Source organism: Megasphaera hominis, assembly GCF_014269395.1.
Classification (GTDB): Bacteria; Bacillota; Negativicutes; order Veillonellales; family Megasphaeraceae; genus Megasphaera; species Megasphaera hominis.
Genome location: NZ_JACOGK010000044.1, coordinates 1 through 18,474, shown reverse-complemented (window position 1 = coordinate 18,474; position 18,474 = coordinate 1). Strand labels below are relative to the sequence as shown.

The window sequence follows — 18,474 nt, the reverse complement described above, 5'->3', positions numbered from 1 at the left end:
GTTCGATTAGAGATTTTCCTGGTTTCCATCGGACATAACCTCTATAAATATCACAATAAAAAACTACGCTTGCAGAAATCCGCATAAACTGTAAAAATACTGCTTTATGGGGAAAGGGGCTTTGCGCCCATTTTTCAAAGGTCATTCTCTAAAAAAGGAAAAAGAGCATGAAAAAAAGGAAGTGGACAAAATGCTTTCGCATTTTGTCACACTCCCTTTTTTTACTAGGCGTGCCTGCGCGACAATAGCCGAAATGGAGGCAGTGTGATATAATCATACCTGTAAACTTCAAATTTTAGAAGATAGGATGACTCTCATGAAAGCGGTTTTTGTGGATTTTGAAATGAATCCCATTGATAAGGAACATCGGCAGCTGCGTAAAATTTGTCCTGGTGAAATTATAGAAATAGGCGCTGTCAAACTAGATGAAAATGACCAGGAAATCAGTAGCTTTAAAGAATACGTCCGCCCTAAGTATGCGACGGAAATGGACGCTACCTGCCAGGAATTGACAGGTATTACCATGGCTATGCTGCAGCAAGCGGATACCTTCGTCCCCGTATTCCGGCGTTTTCTGGCCTGGTGCAATGAGCCGGAAGAGAACGAATACGAAATGTATGCGTGGAGCGAAAATGATTGGCGCCAGCTCAATAATGAACTGCGCCTGAAAAAAGTAAATACGAAAATAGACGCCGTCGCCTGGATGCTGGATCATTGGCAAAATTTTCAGCAGATTTATTGTAACCTCCTGGGCCTGGATAATGTCATTTCCCTCGATAAGGCCGTTACGGCGACAGGAGAGACCTTTGACGGCCAAATGCACGACGCCCTTTGGGATGCCCGGAATACGGCAAAACTCTATACACTCTCTAAGAAGAAGGATGAGTTCCGCAAGGTAATGGAAGCTATTATCAAGGTAACGACCCCATCAGAACCACTGACCTTTTCCCTTGCTGAAGCGTTTCAAAAAGCAAGACGGTGAGTATACTATTTGATGGAAAGAAGGGAATTCCTTGAGTGCAGTTGGTTTACGTTTACTTCTCATTTTTATTGATGTCGTGTTGCCTTTGGCCGTAGGGTATGTGTGCAAGCAAAAGCATTTTCTTACGGAAAAACAATGCAATTTGCTGATCCGTATCAACATTACTGTCATTGCGACGCTGCTTACGATACTGACCTTCTGGGCCTTGCCGTTGCGGACAGAATTGATCTTCCTGCCGGTCTCGATGGTCCTCAATGCCTTTATTCCTATTGGCATCATTTATTTATTTCATTTGCAGAAACGGTTTGCCCGTCCGGCTGACAGGGGCAGTTATATTTTAGCTGCCATGCTGACGAATTTAGGGACCTTAGGCGGCTTATGCGGCTATATTATGTACGGCGAACGGGCCTTTGCCTATTCGCAGCTCGTCGTAGTCTTTCAGAATATCATTACCTTTTGCTTTGCTTTCCCGCTGGGAGCCTATTATAAATACAGTGATGAAAGCTGTGCCGTCGGCGGCCTGTCACAAATGAACTGGCGCCATATCTTTATTAACTGGAACCAGCTGCCCGCTGTCGGTATGGTCATCGGGGCTTGTCTCTACGCTTCCGGCGTACCCAGGCCGGCGGTTCTGACACCGGTTCTGGATGCGCTCATTCACATTGCTGCCTGGTCGGGCCTGATCCCCATCGGCTTTATGATTGAATTTTCTTCTTTCAAGCAGTATTATAAGCAGACGCTGGACCTGGTCCCCATAAAAATGCTGATTACGCCGGCCATCATATATGTATTGAGCACGTTTGTCTTTTCGGATCCCGTACTGATCGGTTCCTTGTTAGTTCTCATGTCTATGCCCACGGCGATTAACTCCCTTTTTGCCGTCCGCCTGTACGATCTGAATGTAAATCTGGCCATGTCAGCCTTTATTACGACGACTGTCGTCTACGTCTTTATTTTATATCCGGCCTTTTATTTTCTCGTACATGCCGGTATATTACCGTTTAAATAGTACGTAAAGGAGCGTGCCTATGCTTGCTATCCGACGATTTTGGCCAGCCCTGGTGCTGGGCCTGCTCGTATGCTTTGTTCTCGCTGGTTGTGGCAAGACCGTGAACTTATCAGAAAAACGTATTGATGGTATCGATTCACAGATTACGATCGCATTGCCGGGAAAAGCCCATGAACTGCCTCTTCCTGTAGCCCTCGATCCGCTGACACAGCGCTATCTGAAAGGCCAGCGCTTTTATGGGGAAATCAACCAGGGCCTGAATATCGGCATTTATACGTCGACCATCGATGCCAACCAAATGTATAGTGACCTGGGCCTTGATAACGGACAGGATATCAGTTACCGCCTGAGCCAGAATATAGAAAATGCGGCTACGGCTATTTTGAATAAGATTGACGCAGAAAATATTTCTGTCAAATCGGAAACGACGAGCGTTTCCGGGGAACATGCCGTGCTGCAAACCTTTACCTTTACAGCCGGTGACAAACGGATGAAGGCCAAGCTGCTCGGCTTTTCCCATAACGGTGCTACGTGGATTATCCTCGTGGCCTGTGATGTCGAGTCAGAAAATGTAAGTGCCATTGATGACATCATTGAATCCGTCCATATTACGAAATGAGCCTAAAAAAGACGCCGTCAGGCGTCTTTTTTTAGGCTTCTTGCAAGCGCTGATAAAGCGGTAACTTTTGTAAATGCTTCAATGTAAAATAAGCTGTCAGGCCAATGAGTATGCCTGTCCCTGTGCCCGCTACGGTAAGTACCGGCAGGTAGAGGAGAATCTTGATATTCTGCACGACGGCACTGGCTACGAGAACCTGGCCTAAATTGTGGAAAATGCCACCAGCCGTAGAAACGCCGATGAGGCTGAATTTCCCAGTCTTTTGCAGGATGATCATACTGGACAGGCTGAAAGCGGCGCCGGCAGCACTGTAGAAGAAGGCGTTAATACCACCGCCGAAGGCTGTAGAAAGGACGACGCGCAGGAGCAGGATGAGAAAGACATCCCGTTTGCGCGGCAAGGAATACAGGGCGATGACCGTGATCAGGTTGGCCAGGCCCAGCTTGGCCCCAGGGGCAATAAAGGGGACGGGCAGCATGCCTTCTACAATATAAAGGACTAAGGACTGGGCGACAAAGAGACCCAGGACGATGAGACGAAAGGTTTTATTCATACAGGTACCTCTAGCGGGCCCGGATGATGTCCGGATCGGCATCATCGGAACGGACTTCAATCATAACTTTATGGGGCAGGCAGACGCTGGTTTGGCCGGGCTTAGATAAGAAGCCTTCGTGGACGCAAATCTGGTCAGGACAATCGGCGTCGACAATACCGATTTCCTGGTCTTTGACGACGATGGTGTTGTAGCCTTGCGGCGTTTGGACCGTAAAGGTATCTGTACCATGGTGTCCCGTCAGGGGAATGGTTTTATATTCTTTGCCATCAACCTGGACGACGGCATAGGTTGTATTTTTTTCTGTACCACTGCCAGTAGCCAGGAAAATTCCTTCGGGCAGGAAGGATAAGAGGAGCAGTGTCACAATGAGGATAATATCCCATTTTTTGATCATACGGATCTCCTTGGGGGAAATGAAAAGACTGTCCATCGATTATAACACGAAACGGCGGTGCTGTAAAAATTAGAACCAGGCAACGAGACTGCCGGCTGTCACCCTGCCGGAGGCTGCCAGATGAACCGGACGGTCTGGCGGTAAATCCGTAAAGAGACAAAGGCAGGCGTCAGAGAACCCTTTGCTTTTTAAAAAGGGCTGGTCGAAGGTGAGCAGCTTGTCGCCCTTTTGTACGACTGCCCCGTCCTGAACGAAGACGGTAAAGCCCTCGCCCTGCAGCCGGGCTGTACCGATGCCGGCGTGGAGGACATATTCTACGCCATCCGTGGTGATCATGCCCAGGGCATGGCCTTCTTCAAAGACAAAGGAAACCGTGCTGTTACACGGTGCGTAGAGGCTGCAGTCCTCCGGATATACGAGGAAACCATCGCCAGGAATTTTTTTGGCGACGTCCGGGTCCGGTGCATCCGTGATGGCCTGCAGGATTCCCGTGCAGGGCGAATAAAGCCCATAGGCCTTGGGATAGGTCAGCGTTGCTGCCAAGGCTCCGGCCTGTACATCTGTTTCTGCAGCGAGGTGTAATTCGTATGATTCCGGCAGATCCGTAAAGACACAGATACAGGCGTCGCATAAGCCACGGCTGCGAATGAGACCGGCATCAAAGGTAAGGAGCTTTTCGCCTTTTTTGACGTGCTGCCCGGCTGTGACGAAGACTGTAAAGCCGGCGCCGTCCAGGGTGACCGTATCGATACCGATATGGAGCAGGTATTCTACGCCGTTGTCACCGGTGAGGCCTATGGCGTGCCGTGTGTCGAAGACGAAAGTCACTTCGCTGTCACAAGGGGCGTACACCGTATCCTCCCGGGGATAGACAAAGAAGCCATCGCCAGTCATCTTTTGGGCAAAGGCCTCATCCGGTGCTTTTGTAATCGCCTGCAGCGTGCCTGTAAACGGGGACGCAAAGGGCAGGGACAGGCCGGTGCCAAGGGAACTGTAGTCCGGCTCGGGCGCAGCCGGGGGTGCAGCAGCAGATACGGTATTTTCTACAGCCTCTCCGGGCGGCTCGGTGCCGGGGCTGTGCAGGAAAGACGTAATATGTTTTAGAATCATAAAAACTACCTCGCAGGAAGAGAAAAATTCCCCTCTTCTTGCCCTTGGCAGGATAGCGTATAATAAATACAAAGAAGAGAGGAGAGACAGTTATGACAGAGAAAGAAGCAAGGGAAACGAACTGGTGCTTTGCCTGTGGCAAAGATAATCCTATGGGCTTACATCTTCATATGGAACAAGGGAGTGATGGCAATTGGGCCTATTTCACACCCCAACGGCAGCATCAAAGCTATGACGACCGCATGCACGGCGGCCTCGTAAGTACCCTCTTAGATGAAGTGATGGGCGATTATATCTTTAAGCTTACGGGCAGGCCGGCGTATACGGCAAAAATAGAAGTGCGCTTCCGCCAGGCCGTGCGGATCGGTGAACGCATCAAAATTTCCGGCCACCTGGAAAAGCAGCGGGGCCGTCTCTACGAAATGACCGGGGTCATTACCAAGGACGACGGTACCGTCGTTGCCGAAGGGCAGGCCAAGATGATGAGCGCCAAATAAGCGGTTCAGGCCTTATCAGCCGGGCGGGTGTGGATGAATTCGGCAAAGGCTGCGACGCTGCGCAGTTGTTCCGGCGGCAGCTCCATGAGCAGGCGGAGCAGCGCGACGAGATCCTTCTCCGGCTGGTATACTTCAGCAACAGCCTTAACTGCCGGTTCGCCTGTTTCTCCAAGGAGTTCTTCCGGCGTGATCTGGAAGTAGGCCGCTACGTCTTTGACGCGGTCTGCACGGGGACACTTTTCTTCAGCCAGCCAGGCTTTGAGCGTCGACGGCTTTACTTTTAACTCCTGGCAAAATTGTTTTTTAGTCAGGCCATGGTCCTGCAGCAGCTGCTGCAGGTGGTGACTGAAATGCTGCTTTTTGATATCATTTTTCATGGTGATCGTCCTTTTCGTTGTTTTTTTGTCTGCTATTAAGTGTAGCACAAACAGGGCCGGCGTGCCACTTTTGACGGCTGGCCGTGCCGGAAGGAGCCTTTTTATGCCTGTTAATTCCTTTGCCGATTATCCCATGTCATGGCAACCTGCTCTGCCACGGGAGGCCGGTCCCCAGCCTCTCTACCGGGTACTGGCTGCGCAGCTTGCCCGGGATATTGCCAGTGGTGTCCTGCGTCCCGGGACGAAGCTGCCACCCCAGCGGGAACTGGCCGATTTTCTCGATATTAGCGTCAGTACGGTTACTAAGGCCTTTCGCATATGCTCGAATAAGGGCCTTTTGACCAGTACTGTCGGGTCGGGAACCTTCGTCGCATATGATGCCCGCACGTGCCTTTCCGTCGCGCCGGAACGGCAACAGACGGTCATTGAAATGGGTTCTATGATGCCGGAAACGCTGCCTCAGGACGGCGTGACAGCTATATTGGAGCAGATGCTGCAGGAAGCATCTGCCAGCCACCTTTACCAATACAGTAATCCTAAAGAAGTACGCCATCAGGATGCCGCCCGCTCCTTTTTACGCCAGGCCGGAGCGCTTCTGCCGGAGAATAAGGATGTTCTCATTTCATTGGGTGGTCAGAATGCACTGGCAGCCATCTTGCCGGCTCTTTTCAAAGCCGGGGACCGTATCGGCGTCGACCCCTTGATCTATCCGGGACTGAAACGTGCTGCCAGCCTCTTTGGCATCCGCCTTGTACCCATTAATCAAACGAATGGGGAAATGAGCCGGCACGGTCTGCTCCAGGCTATCAGTGACTATCATATCAAAGGCGTGTACGTGACACCGGATTTTCAGAACCCGACAACGCATATACTCTCCCATGCCGGCCGGCAAATGCTGGCGGAAATAGCCCGTGAGAAGAACCTGGTCATCGTGGAGGATGCTATTGCCAGTTTGCTCCTGCCGCGGCCCGTGCCGCCTGTACAGTCCCTGGCGCCGGAACGGACCGTCTATATCCTCAGCCTTTCCAAGACCATCCTGCCGGCCCTGCGCCTGGCCTATATGGCAGTCCCGGAACCGTGGCAGGGGCAGATAGAACAGGTTCTGGAAACGTTGGAACTGGCCCAGTCGGCACTCCTTTTGGAATTAGCAGACCGGATTATCGTCTCCGGAGAATATGAGGCCATCCTCAGGGAACGTCAGTCCAGCCTGGTGCGGCGCAATGAACTCACAGAGCGCATCCTGGCCGGCTTTGCCGTCGCTGGCGACAGGTACAGTCTGTGCCGCTGGCTCGTCCTGCCAGCAGCCTGGACCGGTGAGCGATTTGAACGGGAAGCTTTACGGCATGGCGTACGCGTTCTCGGGGCGCAGCATTTTGCCGTAGGCCGCAAGCCCTGGCAGGAAGGTGTACGCCTGGCCATCGGTGCGCCGCGTAATCTGGACCAGCTGGAGCAGGCACTGACGACGATCAAAGGGCTTCTTGAAGACTAATGTGTGCGCCATACAATTCTTTTATTGTATGGCGCTTTTCTCTGTGCTAAGATGAAGAAAAGGGAAAACAAGAAGTCCAAAGGAGGTATACATCATGAAATGCTACATTGTCGATGCCTTTACAAAGGAAGTGTTCAAGGGCAACCCGGCTGCCGTGTGTGTCATGAAGGAATGGCTGCCAGATGACGTCATGCAGCGCATTGCCATTGAAAATAACCTGTCCGAAACGGCGTTTACCGTAAAAGAAGGGGACCACTACCGCCTGCGCTGGTTTACGCCGGGGGGCGAAATCGATCTGTGCGGCCATGCCACGCTGGGCACGTCTTATGTCCTGTCCCGTTTCTATGAACCGGACAGGGAAGAATTCGTCTTTGAAACGTTGAGCGGTAAGCTCGTCGTCAGCCGCCACGGTGATCTCCTTTCCATGGATTTCCCGGCCTACGAAATGAAACCTGTCGCCGTGACGGACGCTATGGCTGAGGCCCTGGGCGTGCGTCCTGTAGAAGCCTATATGGCCCGCGACCTGGTGTGTGTCGTCCCTGATGAAACGGACGTGTTTGAGTGCCGGCCCGATCAGGAAAAAATCGCCGCTCTCGATGGTCTCTTGTGTCACATTACGGCCCTGGGGAAGGCATACGATTGTGTCAGCCGTTCTTTTGCACCGAAGCTAAAAGTACCGGAGGATCCTGTCTGTGGCTCCGGACACTGCCATATTATCCCCATCATGGCAGACAAATTGGGAAAACAGGACCTCAAAGCCTACCAGGCATCGCAGCGCGGCGGTGAACTCTACTGCCATTTGGAGCAGGGACGCCTGGCCATGGCCGGCTATGCAGCCCTCTATTCGGAAGCAGACCTCAAGATACCTGGCGTAAAAGACTAGGCAGGGCTGTGTGTCCTTTTCTGCTTTTTTCCGCATATAACGGTAAAGCCCGTGCGTCGTGTGACGTACGGGCTTTTTTGCTATATCAGACGTAGGCTTTGAGAGCCTGGGCCAGCTGGTCCGGACAGGATGTGTCCCGTTCACCGCAGCGGATGCCTTCCAGGCGGGTAATGACGTCCCGGACGGGCATGCCTTCGGCCAGGGCGGCGAGGCCCAGATGGTTGCCGGGACAGCCGCGCGTAAAGGAAACGTTGTGGACGCAGCCGTCTTTGATGTCGAAATCAATTTGTGTGGCGCAGATGCCACGCGGTGTGTACGAATACATGAACGAATTGCCTCCTTTTAGGGCAGTAAGGCGAGGATACTTTCTTTGGGCTGCACGCCGACGGATGTCGTGTAGAGCTGGCCGTCTTTAAAGACGACGAGCGTAGGAATGCTCATGACGCCAAACTGTTCGGCCAGGGCAGGCTGTTCGTCTACATTGACCTTGCCTACTTTGATTTCCGGATGTTCCGTGGCGATTTCCGCAATGGTCGGCGCCAGGAGACGGCACGGACCGCACCAAACGGCCCAAAAATCCAATAATACAGGTTTATCAGACTGCAGGACTTCCTGATCGAAGTTGTCTTTCGTAATCGTTATTTCCATAGTGGTCACTCCTTTTAGCGGCTTGATGTTTTTCTGATCGTTTTTATTATAACACATATTTTTGACATATGCGCGAAAAAATGCGCTCCCGAAAAACGGGAGCGCAAGAGCTGTCAATACCTTAGAAGGCCGGGATAATGGAACCTTGATATTTGTCGTTAATGAATTTCTTGATCGTATCGGAGTGGTAAATATCGAGGATCTTCTTGTACGTTTCGTTGTTTTCGTCACCTGTGCGGACGACCATGACGCAGGCATACGGCGAATCAGGCGATTCGACGAGAATCGAGTCCTTGAGGGGATTCAAGCCGGCAGGAATGGCGTAGTTCGTGTTGATGCAGGCCAGGTCCGTATCGTCGAGGGAGCGCGGTGTCTGGGCGGCGTCGATTTCGATGAACTGCAGGTTTTTCGGATTTTCCGTAATGTCAGCGACAGACGCTTCGATGGAGTTGCCGTTTTTCAATTTGATCAGGCCGGCCTGCTGCAGGAGCAGAAGTGCACGGGCGCCGTTGGACGGGTCGTTCGGAATGGCTACTTTGCTGCCCGGTGCTACGTCGGCAATGTTCTTGTATTTATGCGAGTATACAGCCATAGGCATGAGAATGGTCTTGCCAATGGAAGTCAGCTTTAAACCTTCTTTTTTGATGATATTGTCCAAGTACGGCTGATGCTGATAGGAGTTCATGTTCAGGTCGTTATCGGCCAGGGCTTTATCAGGCTGTACGTAGTCGTTGAATTCGACGACCTTGATCTTGATGCCTTGTTTTTCTGCTTCTTTGGCTACCTGGTCCATGATTTCAGCGTGCGGACCGGCAGTTACGCCTACTTTGATTTCTTTGTCAGCAGCGGCTTTGTCGCTGTTAGAGCCGCAGCCCGCGGCAAAGACGCAAATAGCAGCGATGAGGCCGGCTGTGAGAAGCTTTTTAATAGATGATTTCATAGAGTCATACCCCTCTCAAAAATTATGTAATATGTATTCGTAACAAAAAAGCCGTCATTCAGATGACGGCCTGCAGTTGCATAGCTGTTCATCTGCCGGAATTACCTTCCGTTGGAGTTAGCACCTTCCCGGGTGGGGGTTGCCGCAGTGTCATAGGGCCACTCCCTCGACTGCTCTGGATGAAACGACAGTTTTATTGTTAGGTTGTATCCTATCATGAATTGCGGACGCTGTCAATCTATTTTAGAAACATTCTAGTATTTCCTTCTACAAAATAGCTGCCATACGGGGGAAACGCCAGGCCTGTACAAGGAATTGCGCGTTTGCAGAGAAAAAACACCCCGGTTTGCCGGGGTGTTTAGAATGACATTCTGTTGGACGGTGGTGCTTAGGCGTTGAAGAGCTTGCCCGGGTTGAGGATGTTATTGGGGTCCATGGCCCGTTTGATGGTCTTCATAACCTGGAGTTCGCCTGACGGTGTAAATTCTTCCATGTATTGCAGCTTCTTAGCGCCAATGCCGTGTTCACCGGCCAGGCGGCCGCCGACACTATAGGCGTATTCATAGACCTGGTGATGGAATTTATCGACACTGGCTGCCCACTCTTCGTCGGTCATATTGACCTTGCAAAGAACGATGTGCAGGTTGCCGTCGCCAATATGGGCATTGATTTTGACCTGGAAGGGATAGTCTTCGCCGATTTCCATGATCTTTTCAATGGTCGGAGCGATTTTGTGGACTGGCACGACGACGTCGTCTGTGAGAAATACCTTGCTGACCAGTTCGCACGAATTCTGGATGTTGCGGCGCATATTCCAAATGCGGTCGTCAGCTTCGAGGACTTCGACAGCACCGGTTTCTTCGCAAATATTGCAGACCGTTTCCATCTTGGTGTCCAGCTCGTCTTCCCGGAAGGTTTCTACAGTGATGATGACGTAAATTCCATCTTCATAATGGGGCATATCCGAATAATGGCAATAATCGGCTGTATCGCGGACGTACGAGTTGTCCATGTATTCTACACTTGTCGGATCGATGCCGGCTTTCATCAGCTGGGGCACCATATACAGGGCCTGGCGCGGATCCGTATAGATAGCCAGGACATCGAAGTGATACGGCGGCAAGGGAATCAGGCGTACCGTCACTTTGGTAATAATGCCTAAGGTGCCTTCACTACCGATAATCAGCTGTTCCAGGTCATAGCCGGTAGAGCATTTTTTCAGGATGCCGCCACATTCGACGATTTCACCTGTCGGCGTGACCATTTCCAGGCTGTAAACCTGGTTACGTGTAACACCGTAACGGACGGCCCGCAGACCACCGGCGTTGGTTGCCAGGTTGGCACCGATCATGCAGCTTTCGGCGCTGGACGGGTCGCCGGCGTACATGAGGCCGTGGGCTTTGGCTTCTTTTTGAATATCTAAGGTACGTACGCCTGCTTCGGCCGTGAGGTACATGCCTTCTTCATTCAGTTCAATAATCTTATTGAGCCGTTCCATACAGAGAACAAGGCCGCCGTAAACAGGAATGGCACCGTCAGCCAGGCTGGTGCCGGCACTGCGGACGGTAATGGGGAAGTGGTATTCATTGGCCAGTTTTACAATTTGAGAAATTTCTTCGGCATTGGCCGGCAGTACTGCCGCTTCGGGCATGTGGAATTTCTGCGGGTCGTTTTCGTAGTCTGTCTGGTACTGGACCAGAATATCTTTGTCCGTCTTGACATAAGACGGGCCGGTAATGGCTTTTAATTTATCGACGATTTCTTGCGTAATTGGGTTGTATGTCTGCATGAGGCCTGCCTCCTAGGTGAAGAATAAATAAATTCTGGCTATTATTCTAACACTTTTTTTCTGAAAAGGGAAAGCTATTCGAACGGAATTCGAGAAAATAATCTGACCGGGCACAGGCAATGCCTAAAAACAGGACGTAATAGATAACTTTTTTTACGGCAAAAAGCATGACAATCTAGTATAATGAAGGGAAAGAAAGGATGATACTATGCAGACGTCGCGACGGCTTTTTTATTCTATTTCCTTCATCAGCTTTATAGGACCTTTCTTGTCTACGGGCCTGACCATTGCCCTGCCACAGGTGGCTGCCGGTTTTGGCGTACCGGCAGAGCAGGTCAGCTGGGTAGTGACGGCCTATCTCATCGGTACGGCCTCGCTTTTATTGCCTTTAGGCAAGTTTGCCGACGTATATGGCAGGCGCCGGGTCTATGCGGCAGCGCTCATGGCCTTTGCCATTTGTACGCTCGCTGCGGCCTTTGCCCCCAGCCTGAGCAGCCTCATTGCCTGCCGGCTGCTCCAAGGGGCAGCCTTGGCTGCTGTCTATGTTACGTACATGCCGCTGCTTCTGACGACGACGGATGAACAGCATCAGGGACTTACGCTGGGAACGGCTGTGGCACTGACCTATTTGGGCCTGACCCTGGGGCCCGTGCTGGGCGGCTTTTTGACCGGTCTCTTTGGCTGGCGCAGTATTTTTATCATTTCTGCTCTGGTTACAGGCGGGGCCTGGCTGCTGGTCTGTACGCTTCGTCAGGAATGGTATGGTACAGCAGCGCCCTTCGTCAATGCCGTGAGCAGTGCCCTCTGTATTAGCGGAGTTGGTATTTTTCTTTATGGCCTTTCGGCATATGCCGAACACAGCTGGCCTGTCTGGCTGGGCCTGGCCCTGCTGGTCTGCTTTATTGTTCATGAACGCTATTCCCGTCATCCTCTTTTGCCGCTCTTTTTATTCCGCAACCGGGTCTTTTCCTTTTCCTCCCTGGCGGCGCTCATCCAGTACAGTGCTACCTATGCAATTACTTTTTTGCTGTCCTTGTATTTGCAGCTCGTCCTGGGCCTGACACCGGCCAAGGCCGGCTTTGTGCTCCTGTCCCAGCCCGTCATGATGGCCCTCCTGTCCCGCCGTTCCGGTCACTTGGCCGACCTTTACGGCTCGCGGCTCATCGCGTCTGCAGGCCTTGCTATTACCGCCGTAGGCCTTGCCGGCCTGGCCTGGGCGCCGCAGGTGGAGCTGCCGGGTATCGTCGCCTTCCTGGTCCTTACGGGGATTGGCTCGGCCCTTTTTGGGGCACCCAATAATGCCGCCATCATGGGGTCTATGAAGGAGCAGTTTCAGGGTACGGCGGCCAGTATTCTGGCTCTTGTCCGCCATGCCGGCCAGTCCATGAGCATGGCGCTGGTAACCTTGGTTTTTGCGCAAATGACCCTGGTCGTTACGCCGTATACGGCGGCAGTGCTGACGGCTGTACATGTATCGTTTTTGTTTTTGGCAGGTTTTTGTGTGTTAGCTATGATTGCGTCCTGGCAGCGCTGAGGCGGCGAGGAGAAAGGGGATTTTAGTATGGATTTAGGTTTACGTGATAAAGTAGCCGTCGTTACAGGCGGTACGGAAGGTATTGGTTTTGCCGCGGCCCGGCAGTTTCTGGCAGAAGGGGCGTACGTTGCCGTCTGTGGCCGCCGTCAGGCCGTGCTGGATCAGGCACTGGCACAATTAGGCCCGCGGGCCTTCGGACAGACCTGTGACATGACGCAGGAAGACGCGGTCTATGCCTTTGCCAAAGCCGTCTACGATCATTTTGGCCGCCTGGATGTGTGGGTCAATAATGTAGGCGCGACGATTGCGCGCCACGACGACTGGTATACCGGCGAGGAAATTGACCGGACCTATGCGGTCAATTTCAAGTCCGTCGTCATGGGCAGCCAGGCAGCCATTGCCTACTTGGAAAAACAGGGCGGCGTTATCGTCAATGTCGCGTCCTTAGCAGCCCGCTGCGCTACGTCCGGCAGGGCTACCCTGTACGGTCCGCTCAAGTCGGCTGTCGTCGGCTTTACCAATACCTTTGCTGGTGAGGTTGCCGCCAAGGGCGTACGCGTTACGGCAGTCCTGCCGGGGTTTACCGTGACACCCCTCGTGAAGGCTACCATCAGGCCAGAGGACTTGGTAAAACAAGGACAGACGTGTTTGTTGCACCGGCCGGCAGCACCTGAAGAAATTGCCGGGCCTATCGTCTTTTTGGCAAGTTCTCAGGCCAGCTACATGACCAGTACGGCCATCGAAGTATCGGGCGGCCGTAGTGTTACCCTGAATCCCGGTTATTCTTATGGAAAATAATACTATTTGTATTAAAGTTGAATTAGATTCTAAAAAATTAAAAGTATACTTGACAAGAGTTCATTTAAAGTGTACTATACTCGTAAACATTGGAAACGCCAAGACCGGACCAAGTACACGTAACGGGGTCTTACAGAGAGCGGGAATCGAAGGCTGAGAGTTCCTGCAGTACACTCCTTACGCTGGAATGCCTCCGCGAGCGGGCGGGTCGAATCAAGTAGATCCGCACGAAAAGCCTCCGTTACGGGTATCGAGATACAGTATAGATCAGTGTATGCTGTAAGCAGAGTGGAACCGCGGACCACCGTCTCTGTCATAGGGACGGTGTTTTTTTGTGCGTTTTTCCCGGTATATATCGAGGTCACACCAATGTAACAAATAATAAATAGAGTAGTTTCACGCAATAATAGGGGGATTTAACGATGACACAAAGCAAAAAAGAATTAGTTTTGGCAGCCATGGACAACAAAGCAACCGACCGTGTACCCGTTGGTTTTTGGTTTCACTTTTTAAAAGATGAAATCCATTCTAATTCCTTCGAGCATCCGGAATTTATAGAAGAACTCTTTCAAGGCCAGACGAAATATATTGATACGGCCAAACCGGATTTTGTCAAAATCATGACCGATGGCTTTTTCCCGTATGAAAACAAGACAGTACAGCATTTGGAAACGGCAGAGGACTTCAAGCACATCCAGCCTCTGGCTGATGACGATCCCTGGTTTACGACGCAGATCGCCTATGCCAAACGCCTGACCGACAAATACGGCGCCGACCTGGCCATGTTCTACAATGTCTTCTGCGCCGGCACGACAATCAAATTCATGCGTGACGATATCAGCACTAGCGAAGAATACCTGGCTCAGCTCGTCCGCGAAGATCCCCAGGCTGTCCGTCAGGGCCTGGATGTCATTTCCGGCGATTTGGCAAAACTTGCCAAACGCCTGATTACAGAAGGCGGTGTGACAGGCATTTACCTGAGCCTCCAGAATCTTCTCGGCGAAGGTATTACGAAGGACGTGTACGACCAGGTCTTTGCACCGGGGGAAAAAGAAATCCTCGCCGCTGCCAACAGCGTCAGCGATTACAATATCCTGCACATCTGCGGCTGGCACGGTCATCGCAATGACCTGTCGTGGTATGCCGATTACGACGTGAAGACCATCAACTGGGCTGTCGTCGTCGAAGACGTGCCCCTCGCAGAAGGCCGCAAAATCTTTGGCCAGCGCGCAGCCTTAGGCGGCTTTGGCAATTTGGAAACAGAAGTGCTCTATGCCGGCACGAAGGAAGAAATCCAGGCAGAAACGAAAAAGATCCTTGAGGGCGCAGGCCGTCAGGGCATTATTATCGGCGCCGATTGCACCGTACCGCGCGATACCAACTGGGAACATTTTGAATGGGTCCGCGAAGCAGCAAAATAAGTATTTTACAGAAAACGGGGGAATACACCATGAATATAAAGAAACTCAGCAAAGCTATTTTGACAGCAGCTCTCGTAGGGGTCGTCGCAGCCGCCTTAGCCGGTTGCGGTAAGAGCGATAATGCCGCCGCAGACAATGGCAAGAAAAAGACCGTTAACGTAGCCTTTACGAACTATTACGTACCCTATGATTTCGTCAACGATAAAGGCGAACCCGATGGCTTTGAAGTAGCCGTCATGAAGGAAGTCGCCAAGAAGCTGCCCCAATATGACTGGAAGTTTACACCGACCTCTGACGATGACCTCCTCATCGGTGTAGAATCGGGCAAATACGATATCGGCACGAAGGGCATCTGGAAGACAGCGGCCCGGGAAAAGAAATACATTTTCCCGAAGGAATATCTCGGCGCCAGCGTCATCGGCCTGGTTATCCGCAAGGATGAAGCCAGCCAAGTGACAAACATGGAAAGCTTTGCCAAATACAGCGGCAAGCTCGTACCGATTGCACCGCAGGACGCCCGTTACTCCGTTATCGAACAGTACAACAAGGAACACCCGGATAACCAGATTCAGCTGAAATCGTCGGAAGCCTTCCAAATTGCCGACGCCTATACGTGGGTTATGGAAGGACGCTACGACGGCTACCTGGAAGTCGAACTGAGCTACAAGAACAACGTCGAAAAACCGGACGCACCGTATCATCAGTTTGCCGATCAGCTGACCTATCTCCGTTACAAGGCCATCCCGACGTACGCGCTCTTTAACAAGAAGGACCAGCAGCTGGCCGACGATTACGACAAGGCTATCAAGGAACTGCGGGATGAAGGCAAAATTGCCGAACTGGAACAGAAATACTTTGGTGAAAGCCTGTCCCAGTATATGAATCAGTAATAAGAAAGAAAAGGAGGAGTGCACAGTGAATACAAGACCTTTTGATCCATCGGTCATTTTTACAACCATGCCGGACCTTTTGTCCTACTTGTCTGTGACCTTGCTGGTGGCCGTAACCAGTATCATTCTCGGTTCGCTTTTCGGCATGATCTTGGCACAGGCAAAAATGGGTACGCACCGGATTCCACGCTGGCTTGCCCATGGCTACACGTATATCATGCGCTGCACGCCTTCCATTGTACTGCTGTTTATCGTCTTCTACGGGCTGCCAAAGCTCGTAGAAGTCTTTACTTCCTACGATATGAACGACGTAAACCGTGCGGTCTTCGCCATCATCACCTTTACGCTCCTCTTTGGCGCGTATATTTCGGAAGTATTCCGGGCAGCCTACCAGGCTGTTCCCAAGGGGCAGTATGAAGCAGCTGTGAGCATCGGCCTGACGCCATTCCAGGCGTTCTATCAGGTCATGCTGCCACAGGCGGCAGTGATCGCCCTGCCGAACTTTGGCAACTCTGTCATCAACCTGCTCAAGGAAGGCGCTTTGGCCTATACGATCGGCCTCATCGACCTCATCGGCAAGGCCAATCTGATAATTGCGCAAAACTTTGGTGCCTATGGGATTGAAATCTATCTTTCCTGCATGATTATTTATTGGCTTATGACCACTCTTCTGGCTAAAGGCTTCCTGGCCTTGGAAGCGCACCTCGATAAAGGCCAGACCTTGCAGGCCGGACAGATGAAGCGCAGCCGGATACTGCCACTTTTCAAAACGACGCCGGCGCTGATCAAGAAGTTTCAGCGTCAGGGATAAGGTAAAGGAGAAACTGCTATGGAACTGGATTATACATTTATGGCCGATACGTTCTTCAAAATATGGAGTGGTATCGGCACCACCCTGAGCCTGACAGTACTGTCCCTGCTCATTGCCGCGCCGGTAGCCTTTTATATGGCTGTCCTGCGGATTCGTGGGAATAGTGTAGGCAGCGGTCTGACGCAGGCCTACATTTCATTCGTCCGGGGCACGCCGATTGTCCTGCAGATTCTGCTGTTGTACAGCCTTTTGCCGAGCTTTTTAAATATGCTCGTCAAAAGCATGGGTTCTAATTTCAACGTCTTCGACAGCATCGATCCATTCTGGTATGCCGTCGTCGTCTTTTCCCTGAATACGATCGCCCTCTTGGCAGAAGTTTTCCGCTCGGCCCTTCTGAGTATTCCTAAGGGACAGCTTGAAGCCGGCGTTTCCATTGGCCTTTCGGAATTCCAGACGTACCGCAAGATCATCATTCCCCAGGCCATGGTCGTGGCCTTGCCAGCCATTTGCAATATTACGGTAAACCTGATCAAAGGGACCTCCCTGGCCTTCCTCATGACCGTAAAGGATGTTCTGGCTATCGGCAAGATCGCCGCCTCGTACGGCTACAATTACATCGAATCGTATCTGGATGTGTTCCTCGTCTACATTATCGTCTGCACGATTGTACAGCTCCTGTATAAATTTGCAGAACAGCATGTCGGCGCATTCCGGGCAGCCTGATACAGGAAGGAGTACCAGCCATGTTAATGTCAATTAAAAACGTACGCAAGCGCTTCGGTGATCTCGAAGTGTTGAAAAACGTACATATGGATATCGATAAAGGCGACGTCGTCGTCATCCTCGGACCCAGCGGTTCCGGTAAGACTACCTTCTTGCGCTGCCTTAATTTTTTGGAACGGGCCGATGCCGGGGAAATGGATTTTGCCGGTATGGAAATCGATCTGAGCCATCCCAGCAAAAAGGAAATTGCCACAGTACGGCAAAAGACGGCCTTTGTCTTTCAGGGCTACAACCTCTTTGCCAATAAGACCGTCCTGGAAAACGTGACCCTGGGCCTTGTGACCGGCCGGGGTATGAAACGGCAGGAAGCGGAAGAGCTGGCGAAAAAAGCGCTGGAAAAGGTCGGCATGGCCGACCGCCTGGATTATTATCCGGCCCAGCTTTCCGGCGGCCAGCAGCAGCGCGTGGGTATTGCCCGGGCCATTGCCGTCCGGCCTGATGTCATTCTCTTTGATGAACCGACGTCGGCTCTTGATCCGGAACTCGTCGGTGAAGTCTTGAAGGTCATGCGGGACCTGGCTAATGACGGGACGACCATGATCGTCGTGACACACGAAATGAAGTTTGCCCGTGATGTGGCCTCACATGTGATCTTCATGGATGGCGGGGTCATCGTAGAAGAAGGGACGTCAGAAGAGATTTTTGAGCACCCACAGGAAGAACGGACCAAAAAGTTCCTCCATCGCGTGCTGTGCCATACGTACGAATAGTAAAAGGGGCTGTGAAATAACACAGACCCAAATAACAAAGGAGGTCCACCGACTCTTTCGAGTCAGCGGACCTCCTTTTGTGGTAAAATTTACATAACCAATGAAAAATTCAACCACTAATTATTCTAAACCAAAACAGGCAATTTTGCCACTATATATTTCAGATTTTCTGGATATTTGCGATCCGGTGTTGGTTTTCAACAGATTCATGGAGGGAATCAACTTGGAGAAGTA

The 18,474-nt window shown here is 51.6% G+C and carries 21 protein-coding genes and 1 riboswitch; of the genes, 13 read left to right on the top strand and 8 right to left on the bottom strand.

Annotated elements, in window-relative coordinates; genetic code table 11:
* Positions 1 to 316: 316 nt before the first annotated feature.
* Genes H8J70_RS11405 through H8J70_RS11395 form a run of 3 tightly spaced genes read left to right on the top strand, consistent with a single transcriptional unit; the run spans position 317 to position 2,610 of the window.
* Positions 317 to 982, top strand: a complete 666-nt coding sequence (locus H8J70_RS11405; RefSeq protein WP_186504418.1) for a 3'-5' exonuclease — start codon at positions 317 to 319, stop codon at positions 980 to 982.
* A gap of 31 nt (positions 983 to 1,013) precedes the next feature.
* A complete protein-coding gene (locus H8J70_RS11400) occupies positions 1,014 to 1,991 on the top strand; it encodes an AEC family transporter (protein ID WP_186504417.1) in 978 nt (325 codons plus the stop codon).
* 19 nt (positions 1,992 to 2,010) lie between these two features.
* Complete coding sequence (locus tag H8J70_RS11395; protein WP_186504416.1) at positions 2,011 to 2,610, top strand: hypothetical protein; 600 nt, start codon at positions 2,011 to 2,013, stop codon at positions 2,608 to 2,610.
* 31 nt (positions 2,611 to 2,641) lie between these two features.
* Here the strand turns inward: H8J70_RS11395 and H8J70_RS11390 are convergent, their stop codons facing one another.
* The 3 genes from H8J70_RS11390 to H8J70_RS11380 form a co-directional block, all read right to left on the bottom strand.
* On the bottom strand, positions 2,642 to 3,163 hold the full coding sequence (locus H8J70_RS11390; RefSeq protein WP_186504415.1) for a Gx transporter family protein: 522 nt from the start codon (positions 3,161 to 3,163) through the stop codon (positions 2,642 to 2,644).
* A gap of 10 nt (positions 3,164 to 3,173) precedes the next feature.
* Positions 3,174 to 3,560: a NusG domain II-containing protein gene (locus H8J70_RS11385; protein WP_186504414.1), complete on the bottom strand. Its 387-nt coding sequence runs from the start codon at positions 3,558 to 3,560 to the stop codon at positions 3,174 to 3,176.
* A 69-nt stretch (positions 3,561 to 3,629) separates the two neighbouring features.
* Positions 3,630 to 4,670: a PTS sugar transporter subunit IIA gene (locus H8J70_RS11380; RefSeq protein WP_186504413.1), complete on the bottom strand. Its 1,041-nt coding sequence runs from the start codon at positions 4,668 to 4,670 to the stop codon at positions 3,630 to 3,632.
* A 92-nt stretch (positions 4,671 to 4,762) separates the two neighbouring features.
* Here H8J70_RS11380 and H8J70_RS11375 point away from each other — a divergent pair, with 92 nt between their 5' ends.
* Positions 4,763 to 5,167: a PaaI family thioesterase gene (locus tag H8J70_RS11375; RefSeq protein ID WP_186504412.1), complete on the top strand. Its 405-nt coding sequence runs from the start codon at positions 4,763 to 4,765 to the stop codon at positions 5,165 to 5,167.
* Positions 5,168 to 5,172: 5 nt separating this feature from the next.
* Here the strand turns inward: H8J70_RS11375 and H8J70_RS11370 are convergent, their stop codons facing one another.
* The gene (locus H8J70_RS11370; protein WP_186504411.1) at positions 5,173 to 5,544 is read right to left on the bottom strand and encodes a helix-turn-helix domain-containing protein; all 372 of its coding nucleotides are present in this window, start codon (positions 5,542 to 5,544) and stop codon (positions 5,173 to 5,175) included.
* A gap of 103 nt (positions 5,545 to 5,647) precedes the next feature.
* On the opposite strand from H8J70_RS11370, the gene H8J70_RS11365 reads away from it, so the two are divergent.
* Both H8J70_RS11365 and H8J70_RS11360 read left to right on the top strand, forming a co-directional pair.
* A complete protein-coding gene (locus tag H8J70_RS11365) occupies positions 5,648 to 7,033 on the top strand; it encodes an aminotransferase-like domain-containing protein (protein WP_186504410.1) in 1,386 nt (461 codons plus the stop codon).
* A gap of 94 nt (positions 7,034 to 7,127) precedes the next feature.
* Positions 7,128 to 7,916, top strand: a complete 789-nt coding sequence (locus H8J70_RS11360; protein WP_186504409.1) for a PhzF family phenazine biosynthesis protein — start codon at positions 7,128 to 7,130, stop codon at positions 7,914 to 7,916.
* An 85-nt stretch (positions 7,917 to 8,001) separates the two neighbouring features.
* On the opposite strand, the gene H8J70_RS11355 is transcribed toward H8J70_RS11360, so the two are convergent.
* From H8J70_RS11355 to H8J70_RS11340, 4 genes are all read right to left on the bottom strand, one after another.
* Positions 8,002 to 8,241: a TIGR03905 family TSCPD domain-containing protein gene (locus tag H8J70_RS11355; protein WP_186504408.1), complete on the bottom strand. Its 240-nt coding sequence runs from the start codon at positions 8,239 to 8,241 to the stop codon at positions 8,002 to 8,004.
* Between the two features lie 17 nt (positions 8,242 to 8,258).
* Positions 8,259 to 8,564: a thioredoxin gene (gene trxA / locus H8J70_RS11350; protein WP_186504407.1), complete on the bottom strand. Its 306-nt coding sequence runs from the start codon at positions 8,562 to 8,564 to the stop codon at positions 8,259 to 8,261.
* Between the two features lie 121 nt (positions 8,565 to 8,685).
* Positions 8,686 to 9,504, bottom strand: coding sequence for a MetQ/NlpA family ABC transporter substrate-binding protein (locus H8J70_RS11345; RefSeq protein WP_186504406.1), 819 nt, complete (start codon positions 9,502 to 9,504; stop codon positions 8,686 to 8,688).
* A gap of 85 nt (positions 9,505 to 9,589) precedes the next feature.
* Positions 9,590 to 9,690: riboswitch (SAM riboswitch) on the bottom strand.
* A gap of 202 nt (positions 9,691 to 9,892) precedes the next feature.
* Complete coding sequence (locus tag H8J70_RS11340; protein ID WP_186504405.1) at positions 9,893 to 11,293, bottom strand: FAD-binding oxidoreductase; 1,401 nt, start codon at positions 11,291 to 11,293, stop codon at positions 9,893 to 9,895.
* Between the two features lie 208 nt (positions 11,294 to 11,501).
* Here H8J70_RS11340 and H8J70_RS11335 point away from each other — a divergent pair, with 208 nt between their 5' ends.
* The 7 genes from H8J70_RS11335 (at position 11,502) to H8J70_RS11305 (ending at position 18,240) form a co-directional block, all read left to right on the top strand.
* A complete protein-coding gene (locus tag H8J70_RS11335; protein ID WP_186504404.1) occupies positions 11,502 to 12,827 on the top strand; it encodes an MFS transporter in 1,326 nt (441 codons plus the stop codon).
* Positions 12,828 to 12,854: 27 nt separating this feature from the next.
* Entirely contained in the window at positions 12,855 to 13,625 is a 771-nt protein-coding gene (locus tag H8J70_RS11330; RefSeq protein ID WP_186504403.1) for an SDR family NAD(P)-dependent oxidoreductase, read from the top strand.
* 422 nt (positions 13,626 to 14,047) lie between these two features.
* Positions 14,048 to 15,046, top strand: a complete 999-nt coding sequence (locus H8J70_RS11325) for a uroporphyrinogen decarboxylase family protein (RefSeq protein ID WP_186504402.1) — start codon at positions 14,048 to 14,050, stop codon at positions 15,044 to 15,046.
* Positions 15,047 to 15,075: 29 nt separating this feature from the next.
* Positions 15,076 to 15,936 (top strand): transporter substrate-binding domain-containing protein, encoded by an 861-nt coding sequence (locus H8J70_RS11320; protein WP_186504401.1) that lies wholly within the window; start codon positions 15,076 to 15,078, stop codon positions 15,934 to 15,936.
* Between the two features lie 25 nt (positions 15,937 to 15,961).
* The gene (locus H8J70_RS11315; protein ID WP_186504400.1) at positions 15,962 to 16,747 is read left to right on the top strand and encodes an amino acid ABC transporter permease; all 786 of its coding nucleotides are present in this window, start codon (positions 15,962 to 15,964) and stop codon (positions 16,745 to 16,747) included.
* An 18-nt stretch (positions 16,748 to 16,765) separates the two neighbouring features.
* Complete coding sequence (locus tag H8J70_RS11310) at positions 16,766 to 17,470, top strand: amino acid ABC transporter permease (RefSeq protein WP_186504399.1); 705 nt, start codon at positions 16,766 to 16,768, stop codon at positions 17,468 to 17,470.
* A gap of 20 nt (positions 17,471 to 17,490) precedes the next feature.
* The gene (locus tag H8J70_RS11305; protein WP_186504398.1) at positions 17,491 to 18,240 is read left to right on the top strand and encodes an amino acid ABC transporter ATP-binding protein; all 750 of its coding nucleotides are present in this window, start codon (positions 17,491 to 17,493) and stop codon (positions 18,238 to 18,240) included.
* Positions 18,241 to 18,474 lie beyond the last annotated feature (234 nt).

Excerpts from the sequence above, each read along its gene's own strand:
- H8J70_RS11405 (WP_186504418.1), top strand. The coding sequence starts at position 317 with ATGAAAGCGGTTTTTGTGGATTTTGAAATGAATCCCATTGATAAGGAA.
- H8J70_RS11395 (WP_186504416.1), top strand. The coding sequence starts at position 2,011 with ATGCTTGCTATCCGACGATTTTGGCCAGCCCTGGTGCTGGGCCTGCTC.
- H8J70_RS11390 (WP_186504415.1), bottom strand. The coding sequence starts at position 3,163 with ATGAATAAAACCTTTCGTCTCATCGTCCTGGGTCTCTTTGTCGCCCAG.
- H8J70_RS11385 (WP_186504414.1), bottom strand. The coding sequence starts at position 3,560 with ATGATCAAAAAATGGGATATTATCCTCATTGTGACACTGCTCCTCTTA.
- H8J70_RS11380 (WP_186504413.1), bottom strand. The coding sequence starts at position 4,670 with ATGATTCTAAAACATATTACGTCTTTCCTGCACAGCCCCGGCACCGAG.
- H8J70_RS11375 (WP_186504412.1), top strand. The coding sequence starts at position 4,763 with ATGACAGAGAAAGAAGCAAGGGAAACGAACTGGTGCTTTGCCTGTGGC.
- H8J70_RS11370 (WP_186504411.1), bottom strand. The coding sequence starts at position 5,544 with ATGAAAAATGATATCAAAAAGCAGCATTTCAGTCACCACCTGCAGCAG.
- H8J70_RS11365 (WP_186504410.1), top strand. The coding sequence starts at position 5,648 with ATGCCTGTTAATTCCTTTGCCGATTATCCCATGTCATGGCAACCTGCT.
- H8J70_RS11360 (WP_186504409.1), top strand. The coding sequence starts at position 7,128 with ATGAAATGCTACATTGTCGATGCCTTTACAAAGGAAGTGTTCAAGGGC.
- H8J70_RS11355 (WP_186504408.1), bottom strand. The coding sequence starts at position 8,241 with ATGTATTCGTACACACCGCGTGGCATCTGCGCCACACAAATTGATTTC.
- trxA (WP_186504407.1), bottom strand. The coding sequence starts at position 8,564 with ATGGAAATAACGATTACGAAAGACAACTTCGATCAGGAAGTCCTGCAG.
- H8J70_RS11345 (WP_186504406.1), bottom strand. The coding sequence starts at position 9,504 with ATGAAATCATCTATTAAAAAGCTTCTCACAGCCGGCCTCATCGCTGCT.
- H8J70_RS11340 (WP_186504405.1), bottom strand. The coding sequence starts at position 11,293 with ATGCAGACATACAACCCAATTACGCAAGAAATCGTCGATAAATTAAAA.
- H8J70_RS11335 (WP_186504404.1), top strand. The coding sequence starts at position 11,502 with ATGCAGACGTCGCGACGGCTTTTTTATTCTATTTCCTTCATCAGCTTT.
- H8J70_RS11330 (WP_186504403.1), top strand. The coding sequence starts at position 12,855 with ATGGATTTAGGTTTACGTGATAAAGTAGCCGTCGTTACAGGCGGTACG.
- H8J70_RS11325 (WP_186504402.1), top strand. The coding sequence starts at position 14,048 with ATGACACAAAGCAAAAAAGAATTAGTTTTGGCAGCCATGGACAACAAA.
- H8J70_RS11320 (WP_186504401.1), top strand. The coding sequence starts at position 15,076 with ATGAATATAAAGAAACTCAGCAAAGCTATTTTGACAGCAGCTCTCGTA.
- H8J70_RS11310 (WP_186504399.1), top strand. The coding sequence starts at position 16,766 with ATGGAACTGGATTATACATTTATGGCCGATACGTTCTTCAAAATATGG.
- H8J70_RS11305 (WP_186504398.1), top strand. The coding sequence starts at position 17,491 with ATGTTAATGTCAATTAAAAACGTACGCAAGCGCTTCGGTGATCTCGAA.